At 68.2% G+C, this 6,639-nt stretch carries 8 protein-coding genes; 7 read left to right on the plus strand and 1 reads right to left on the minus strand.

Annotated elements, in window-relative coordinates:
- The 6 genes from BJQ90_RS01005 to BJQ90_RS01030 form a co-directional block, all read left to right on the plus strand.
- A partial coding sequence (locus tag BJQ90_RS01005) for an alpha/beta fold hydrolase (protein ID WP_226758452.1) occupies positions 1-809 on the plus strand: 809 nt, incomplete at its 5' end.
- Entirely contained in the window at positions 806-1,261 is a 456-nt protein-coding gene (gene pcaC / locus BJQ90_RS01010) for a 4-carboxymuconolactone decarboxylase (protein WP_226758453.1), read from the plus strand. The genes BJQ90_RS01005 and pcaC, both read left to right, overlap by 4 nt.
- Positions 1,258-2,496, plus strand: a complete 1,239-nt coding sequence (locus BJQ90_RS01015) for a thiolase family protein (protein WP_226758454.1) — start codon at positions 1,258-1,260, stop codon at positions 2,494-2,496. The genes pcaC and BJQ90_RS01015 overlap by 4 nt, the downstream gene beginning before the upstream one ends.
- Positions 2,497-2,499: 3 nt before the next feature.
- Positions 2,500-3,159: a 3-oxoacid CoA-transferase subunit A gene (locus BJQ90_RS01020; RefSeq protein WP_226758455.1), complete on the plus strand. Its 660-nt coding sequence runs from the start codon at positions 2,500-2,502 to the stop codon at positions 3,157-3,159.
- A 1-nt stretch (position 3,160) separates the two neighbouring features.
- Positions 3,161-3,865, plus strand: a complete 705-nt coding sequence (locus BJQ90_RS01025) for a 3-oxoacid CoA-transferase subunit B (RefSeq protein ID WP_226758456.1) — start codon at positions 3,161-3,163, stop codon at positions 3,863-3,865.
- A gap of 75 nt (positions 3,866-3,940) precedes the next feature.
- Positions 3,941-4,756 (plus strand): IclR family transcriptional regulator C-terminal domain-containing protein, encoded by an 816-nt coding sequence (locus BJQ90_RS01030; RefSeq protein ID WP_226758457.1) that lies wholly within the window; start codon positions 3,941-3,943, stop codon positions 4,754-4,756.
- A gap of 6 nt (positions 4,757-4,762) precedes the next feature.
- Here BJQ90_RS01030 and BJQ90_RS01035 read toward each other — a convergent pair whose 3' ends face one another.
- On the minus strand, positions 4,763-5,002 hold the full coding sequence (locus BJQ90_RS01035) for a hypothetical protein (RefSeq protein WP_226758458.1): 240 nt from the start codon (positions 5,000-5,002) through the stop codon (positions 4,763-4,765).
- Between the two features lie 228 nt (positions 5,003-5,230).
- On the opposite strand from BJQ90_RS01035, the gene BJQ90_RS01040 reads away from it, so the two are divergent.
- Positions 5,231-6,154: a diacylglycerol/lipid kinase family protein gene (locus BJQ90_RS01040; RefSeq protein WP_226758459.1), complete on the plus strand. Its 924-nt coding sequence runs from the start codon at positions 5,231-5,233 to the stop codon at positions 6,152-6,154.
- The last annotated feature ends 485 nt before the right edge of the window (positions 6,155-6,639 follow it).

Consider the following 6,639-nt stretch of genomic DNA (forward strand, 5'->3'; position numbering starts at 1 on the left):
CCACAGTCAAGGCAGTACTGCTTTCGCCCCAGCGCCCGCTGGGGGACAAACCCCTCCTCGTGCTGGGGCCGTCCCTGGGCACGTCCACGCTGCTGTGGAGCCAGGCCGGTGCGTTGCTTGGCGATGACGTCGACGTCATCGCATGGGACCTGCCCGGCCACGGGATCTCGCCGGCCGCGAAGGAGACCTTTACGGTCGCCGAACTGGCCGACGCCGTGGTCGAGCTGGTGGATTCGATCGCGCCCGGAACGCTTTTCCACTACGCCGGTGTTTCGCTGGGCGGCGCCACCGGGCTGCAGCTGGGAATCAAGCATGGTGAACGGCTCAAGAGCCTGTCCGTGCAGTGCACCGGCGCGAAACTCGGCACGCCCGAGGGCTGGCTGGAACGCGCGGAAACCGTACGGACCCAGGGCACGCCCGTGATGATCCAGGGTTCGGCGCAGCGCTGGTTCGGCCAGGGTTTCATGGAGCGCCAGCCGGAACTCAGCGGCCGGCTGCTGCACAGCCTGCGCGACGCCGACCGCTTCAGCTACGCGTACTGCTGCGAAGCCCTCGCCGCCTATGACGTCCGGGACCACCTCGGCAGCATCCGGGTCCCCACCCAGGCCATCGCGGGCGTGGAGGACACCGTCGCCCCGCCGTCATTCGCGGAGGCGATCGTCGAAGGAATCACCGCCGGCGGCGGCACCGCGAGTGCAGTGAGCCTTGAAGGCGTGGCGCACCTGGCGCCCTTCGAAGCACCCGGGCACGTGGCCGACTTGCTGCGGACCCTGATTACCTGGGCCGAGTCCCGCGGGGCCGGCAAGTGACCGGCGCGGAGCGGACCGGCCTGGAACGGCATGGAGTGGTGCAGCCGGAGGCCACCAGCCAGGAGATCTACGACGGAGGCATGGTGGTCCGCCGCGAGGTGCTTGGCGCTGCGCACGTGGACCGTGCCAACGCCAACAAGGACGCTTTCACCGAGGACTTCCAGGACATGATCACCCGGATCGCCTGGGGCGGCATCTGGACCAGGCCCGGCCTGACCAGGCAGATGCGCTCCGCCGTCACCATCACCGCGATGGTCGCGCACGGGCACTGGGAGGAACTGGCCATGCACATCCGCGCCGCCATCACCAACGGCCTCAGCAGGGACGAGATCAAGGAAATCCTGCTGCAGACCGCCATCTACTGCGGGGTCCCCTCCGCCAACACCGCCTTCAAGACCGCCCAGCAGGTCTTCCACTCAATGGACAACACAGAAATGGACAGCACGCCGTGAACGAGGCTTTTATTTTTGATGCCGTGAGGACTCCTTTCGGGAAGTTCGGCGGCGGGCTCGCCGGGGTCCGCCCGGATGATCTGGCCGCGCACGTGATCGGCGAGGCCGTGCGGCGCGCCCCGAAACTCGATGTTGAGCGGATCGATGAGGTGGTGTTCGGCAACGCCAACGGCGCGGGCGAGGAGAACCGGAACATCGCCCGGATGGGGACACTGCTCGCGGGGCTGCCGGTCTCGATCCCGGGCACCACCGTGAACCGGCTCTGCGGGTCCTCCCTGGACGCGGCGATCATCGCGTCCCGGCAGATCAACACCGGGGACGCGGACCTGATGCTGATCGGCGGGGCCGAATCGATGTCCCGCGCCCCCTGGGTGCTGCCCAAGACCGAGAAGCCCTACCCGGCCGGGGACATGACCCTGGTCTCCACCACCCTGGGCTGGCGCCTGGTGAACCCGGCCATGGACCCGGACTGGACCGTGTCCCTGGGCGAGGCCACCGAACGGCTCGCCGACAAATACGCCATCACACGGGCCGCGCAGGACGAGTTCTCCGCCAATTCGCACAACCTCGCCGCCGCGGCCTGGGACGAGGGCTTCTACGACCGGCTCGTCACCGCGGTCCCGGGCACGGACCTGGTCCGGGACGAGGGCATCCGTCCCGGGTCCTCGGCCGGGAAACTCGCCGGCCTGAAAACGGTGTTCCGCACCGAAAACGGCACCGTCACCGCCGGGAACGCGTCCCCGCTCTCGGACGGCGCGTCCGCGGCGTGGCTCGGCTCCGAAAACGCCGCCGCCCTGCTGGGTATGGACCCGCTGGCCCGGATCGCCGGGCGCGGCGCGCACGCCAACGATCCCCAGTTCTTCGGCTACGCCCCGGTCGAGGCGGCGAACAAGGCCCTGGCCAAGGCCGGCATCGGCTGGGACCAGGTCGGCGCCGTCGAACTCAACGAGGCCTTCGCCGCGCAGTCCCTGGCCTGCATCACCGCCTGGGGCATCGACCCCTCCATCGTGAACCGGCACGGCGGCGCGATCGCGATGGGCCACCCCCTGGGCGCCTCCGGCGGACGCATCCTCGGCACCCTGGCCCGCACCCTGCAGGCCACCGGCCAGCGCTGGGGCGTCGCCGCGATCTGCATCGGCGTCGGCCAGGGCCTCGCCGTCGTCCTCGAAAACGTCACCGCAACCACCGGCCCGGCAAAAACAGCGTCGGCACAAACAGCGACAGTAAAGGGCTAGGACATGCTGAACTTTCCAGAGAACGTCAACGAGGCCGTCGCCGGCATCCAGGACGGCTCCACCGTGATGATCGGCGGTTTCGGCAACGCCGGGCAGCCGTTCGAACTGATCGATGCCCTGATGGACTGCGGCGCGAAGGACCTCACCGTGGTCAACAACAACGCCGGCCAGGGCGACCAGGGCCTTGCGCTGCTGATCAAGGAAGGCCGGGTGAAGAAGATGATTTGTTCCTTCCCGCGGCAGTCTGACTCCTGGCACTTCGACGCGAAGTACCACGCCGGCGAGATCGAGCTGGAACTGGTGCCGCAGGGCAACCTGGCCGAGCGGATCCGCGCCGCGGGCGCCGGGATCGGCGGCTTCTTCACCCCCACCGGCTACGGCACCATGCTGGCCGAGGGCAAGGAGACCCGCATCCTCGACGGCCGCGGCCAGGTCTTCGAGACCCCCATCCACGCCGACGTAGCGCTCATCAAGGCGCTCAAGGCCGACGGCAAGGGCAACCTCGTCTACCGCAAGACGGCCCGCAACTTCGGCCCGATCATGGCCGCCGCGGCCAAACACACCATTGTCCAGGTGTCCGAGATCGTCCCCACGGGCGGCCTTGATCCGGAGATCATCGTGACCCCCGGAATCTACGTCAACAGCATTGTGAAGGTGGCCTGAGATGAGCGTCCAATCCAATGACCAGGCGGCTCTGGCTGCCGGCATCCGGAAATCCGACAAGCCGCTGGGGCGCAATGACCTGGCCCGCCTCGTGGCCCGGGACATCAAGCCCGGCTCCTTCGTGAACCTGGGCATCGGCCAGCCCACCCTGGTGTCGAACTACCTTCAGCCGGAGCAGAACATCACGCTCCACACCGAGAACGGCATGCTCGGCATGGGACCGGAGGCCACCGGGGACCAGATCGACGGCGACCTCATCAACGCCGGGAAGATCCCGGTGACCGAACTGCCCGGGGCGTCCTACTTCCACCACGCCGACTCCTTCGCGATCATGCGCGGCGGGCACCTGGACATCTGCGTACTGGGCGCGTTCCAAGTCTCCGCGACCGGCGACCTCGCCAACTGGCACACCGGCGCCCCGGACGCGATCCCGGCCGTCGGCGGGGCCATGGACCTCGCGACCGGCGCCAAGGATGTCTTCGTGATGATGACGCTCCTGACCCGCGAGGGCGTGTCCAAGCTCGTCGAAACCTGCACCTACCCGCTCACCGGGATCGGCTGCGTCACCCGCGTCTACACCGACAAAGCCGTCTTCCTGACCGGCCCCGGCGGGGTGCAGGTCCGCGAAACGTTCGGCTGCACCCTGGAGGAGCTGCAGGACATGGTTCCCGTGCCGCTCACGGCCGCACCCGCCGTCGGAGGCTGAGGATCCGCGGCACGGACAAAGCCGGCACGGACAAAGCCGTGCGGATAAAGTGATGCGGGACCGAGAGGCGTGGAAATGATTGTCGCAGCAAAGGGCGCCACCGCCGGCGGCGCGCCGCCGGCCAGTGACCAGTACGTGCAGTCGCTGGCGCGCGGACTGGCAGTGATCCGCGCCTTCGACACGGACCATCCCAAGATGACGCTGACCGAGGTGGCGGCCCGGACGGACCTCACCCGGGCCACGGCACGGCGGTTCCTGTACACGCTCGTGGAGCTGGGCTACGTCCGGACCGACGGGAAGATTTTCGCCCTGACCGCCAAGGTGCTGCAGCTCGGCTACGCCTACCTGTCGGGCCTGTCGCTGCCGCAACTCGCCCAGCCGCACCTCGAGGAACTGTCCCTGCAGTTGGGGGAGTCGACGTCGGCCGCCGTTCTGGAAGGCACCGATATCGCCTACATCGCCCGGGTGGCGACGCGCCGGATCATGGCCGTCGGCATCACGGTCGGCACCCGATTCCCGGCCTACGCCACCTCGATGGGCAGGGTTCTGCTGGCGGCCCTGCCGCCCGCCGAGCTGGAGAACTACCTGGCCCGGACTGAAATACGGCCCCTGACCCCGCTTGCCATCGGATCGCGGGAGCCACTGCTGGCGGAGCTCGCCAAGGTCCGGGCCCAGGGCTGGTGCCTGCTGAACCAGGAGCTGGAGCTCGGCCTGATGTCCATCGCCGCGCCGGTTCATGACGGACCCAAAGTGGTCGCCGCCATCAACGTGTCATTGCAGGCCCAGTCGGTGGCGAGCCGGCCGGACCCGGAGGCCTATCTGGACTCGGTGCGGGCGGCCACCGTGGCCACCGCAGAAATCATCTCCGCGGACCTGTCCTCAGGACGTTAGCGGCCCTCAGCTGGAGTGGCCTGACGCCGGCCGGGTGGAGACCACGATGGTGACCCCGCCGGAGTCGTCACGGATCTTCAGGTGCAGGTCCTTGCCCACGAGCGAGGCATGGATATCCTCGCTGTCCGCGGGGGCGATCTGCTCTGCCAGTCGTGTGACCGCCAGCGCCATGGCCCGGCCCCAGTCATGGGGATCCGTGCTGGACGCCTCGGCCTCGGCCGAGTAGTTCTCCTGTGGTTCAGACATAAGCTCCCGCTTCCCGCCCCTGGAGCGCGTGCCGTCCGGCAGATCCGGACAGGCGGCCTGCCCGGCGACAGTCTCGCGCCGGCAGGCTCCAGTACATGAGCATGGCCAGTCTAGTGACCGCGGCGCGCGGGCGTCCACGGTTCGCAGCCCTGCTGCGGAAGTTACGCGCAGAATCCCGCTAGGATTTCAGCCGGGACACCCTATGCCCAATTGCCATCGAAGGACGCCATGCCAGAGAACAATCCCGCGCCGTCCAGACGCGCAGCCGTAGTCATCAATCCCGCCAAATCCGGTGGTCCGGCGCTCCGGGGCGCCATCTTCAGGCTCTGCGAAACGCAGGGCTGGGCCGAGCCGCTCTGGCTCGAAACCACCGTTGAAGACCCGGGCACCGGCCAGGCACGCCAGGCGCTGGAGGCAGGGGTCGACGTCGTGATTGCCGCCGGCGGCGACGGAACCGTTCGCTGCGTCGCCGAGGTGCTCGCCGGCACCGGAACGCCCATGGGGCTGGTCCCGCTGGGAACCGGGAACCTGCTCGCCCGCAACCTCGGGGTTGACATCACCGACCCGGTTTCTGCCTGCTACGACGTGATCCACGGCAGCGAACAAGCCATCGACGTCGTCAAGGCCCGGCTTAACCACTCGGACGAGGAACAGGTGTTCCTGGTCATGGCCGGTCTCGGGTACGACGCCGCCATCATGGCGGACACCGTTGATGCGCTGAAGGACCGCATGGGCTGGCTCGCGTACGTTGAGGCCGGCATCCGTAAGCTTCCCGGCAAACCTGTCAAGGCGCAGATCAGCGTCGACGGCGGAGAACCCGTCCGCCGCAGGATCCGCAGCGTGATGATCGGCAACTGCGGCCGGATCATGGGCGGAGTCGAGATCTTCCCCGACGCCAGTATCGACGACGGCATGCTGGATCTGCTGGTCCTGGCCCCGAGCGGCCGGCTCGGCTGGCTGGGAGTCGTGGCCGGGATCTTCGGCCGGAATAAGCGCGAGACCGAATCCGTGGAGTACTTCCAGGGCAAATCCGCCGAAATCACCCTGGAGCATGAACAGGAGTTCCAGCTGGACGGCGACCACCTCGGCACCGGGACGCACCTGGCCGTGACCGTCGGGCGCAGTGCCTTGAAGATTCGTATGTCGGTCTAGAACACCGCCGGCGGGTGCGCAACGATACTTGCCTACCGATTACCGGCGCCAGCGCGGCGGGACAGGTCCGGGTAGTGAGTAGTACCCGGACCTTGCCACGAGAGGCCGGTCGCAAAAGCAGGTATCCACCACGCGTGACCGGGCTGTTCCCACCAACTTGTATTGGCTCAGGCATCAAACGATGCAGCCAAGTGCCTTTTGGAGGGAGTCGCAGTGGCCCGCTGGTTCCTTGTCGCCCCGCATGTTCGGCCGTATGACCGGGCAGCGTTTTTTTATTCGGATGCAACGCCCGGCCACGCCCGGCCCACAGACTCCCGCGGGCGCCGGTGACACCCCAGATCGAGGGAATGCCGCTGAAGCTGACCCTCCAAAGCGCCGCACACACTGCCGGTCACCCGGGCGGCACGGTGGCCGACCTCGCCTACGCAGCCCACGCACCCCGCATCCTCAGCACCCCCCAGGCCGCTCACGGCCGCCCCGCAACC

The organism is Arthrobacter sp. SO3, from assembly GCF_020532825.1.
GTDB lineage: Bacteria > Actinomycetota > Actinomycetes > Actinomycetales > Micrococcaceae > Arthrobacter.

Coding starts and splice junctions, on each gene's coding strand:
- BJQ90_RS01020 (WP_226758455.1), top strand. CDS start 2,500: ATGCTGAACTTTCCAGAGAACGTCAACGAGGCCGTCGCCGGCATCCAG.
- BJQ90_RS01025 (WP_226758456.1), top strand. CDS start 3,161: ATGAGCGTCCAATCCAATGACCAGGCGGCTCTGGCTGCCGGCATCCGG.
- BJQ90_RS01030 (WP_226758457.1), top strand. CDS start 3,941: ATGATTGTCGCAGCAAAGGGCGCCACCGCCGGCGGCGCGCCGCCGGCC.
- BJQ90_RS01035 (WP_226758458.1), bottom strand. CDS start 5,002: ATGTCTGAACCACAGGAGAACTACTCGGCCGAGGCCGAGGCGTCCAGC.
- BJQ90_RS01040 (WP_226758459.1), top strand. CDS start 5,231: ATGCCAGAGAACAATCCCGCGCCGTCCAGACGCGCAGCCGTAGTCATC.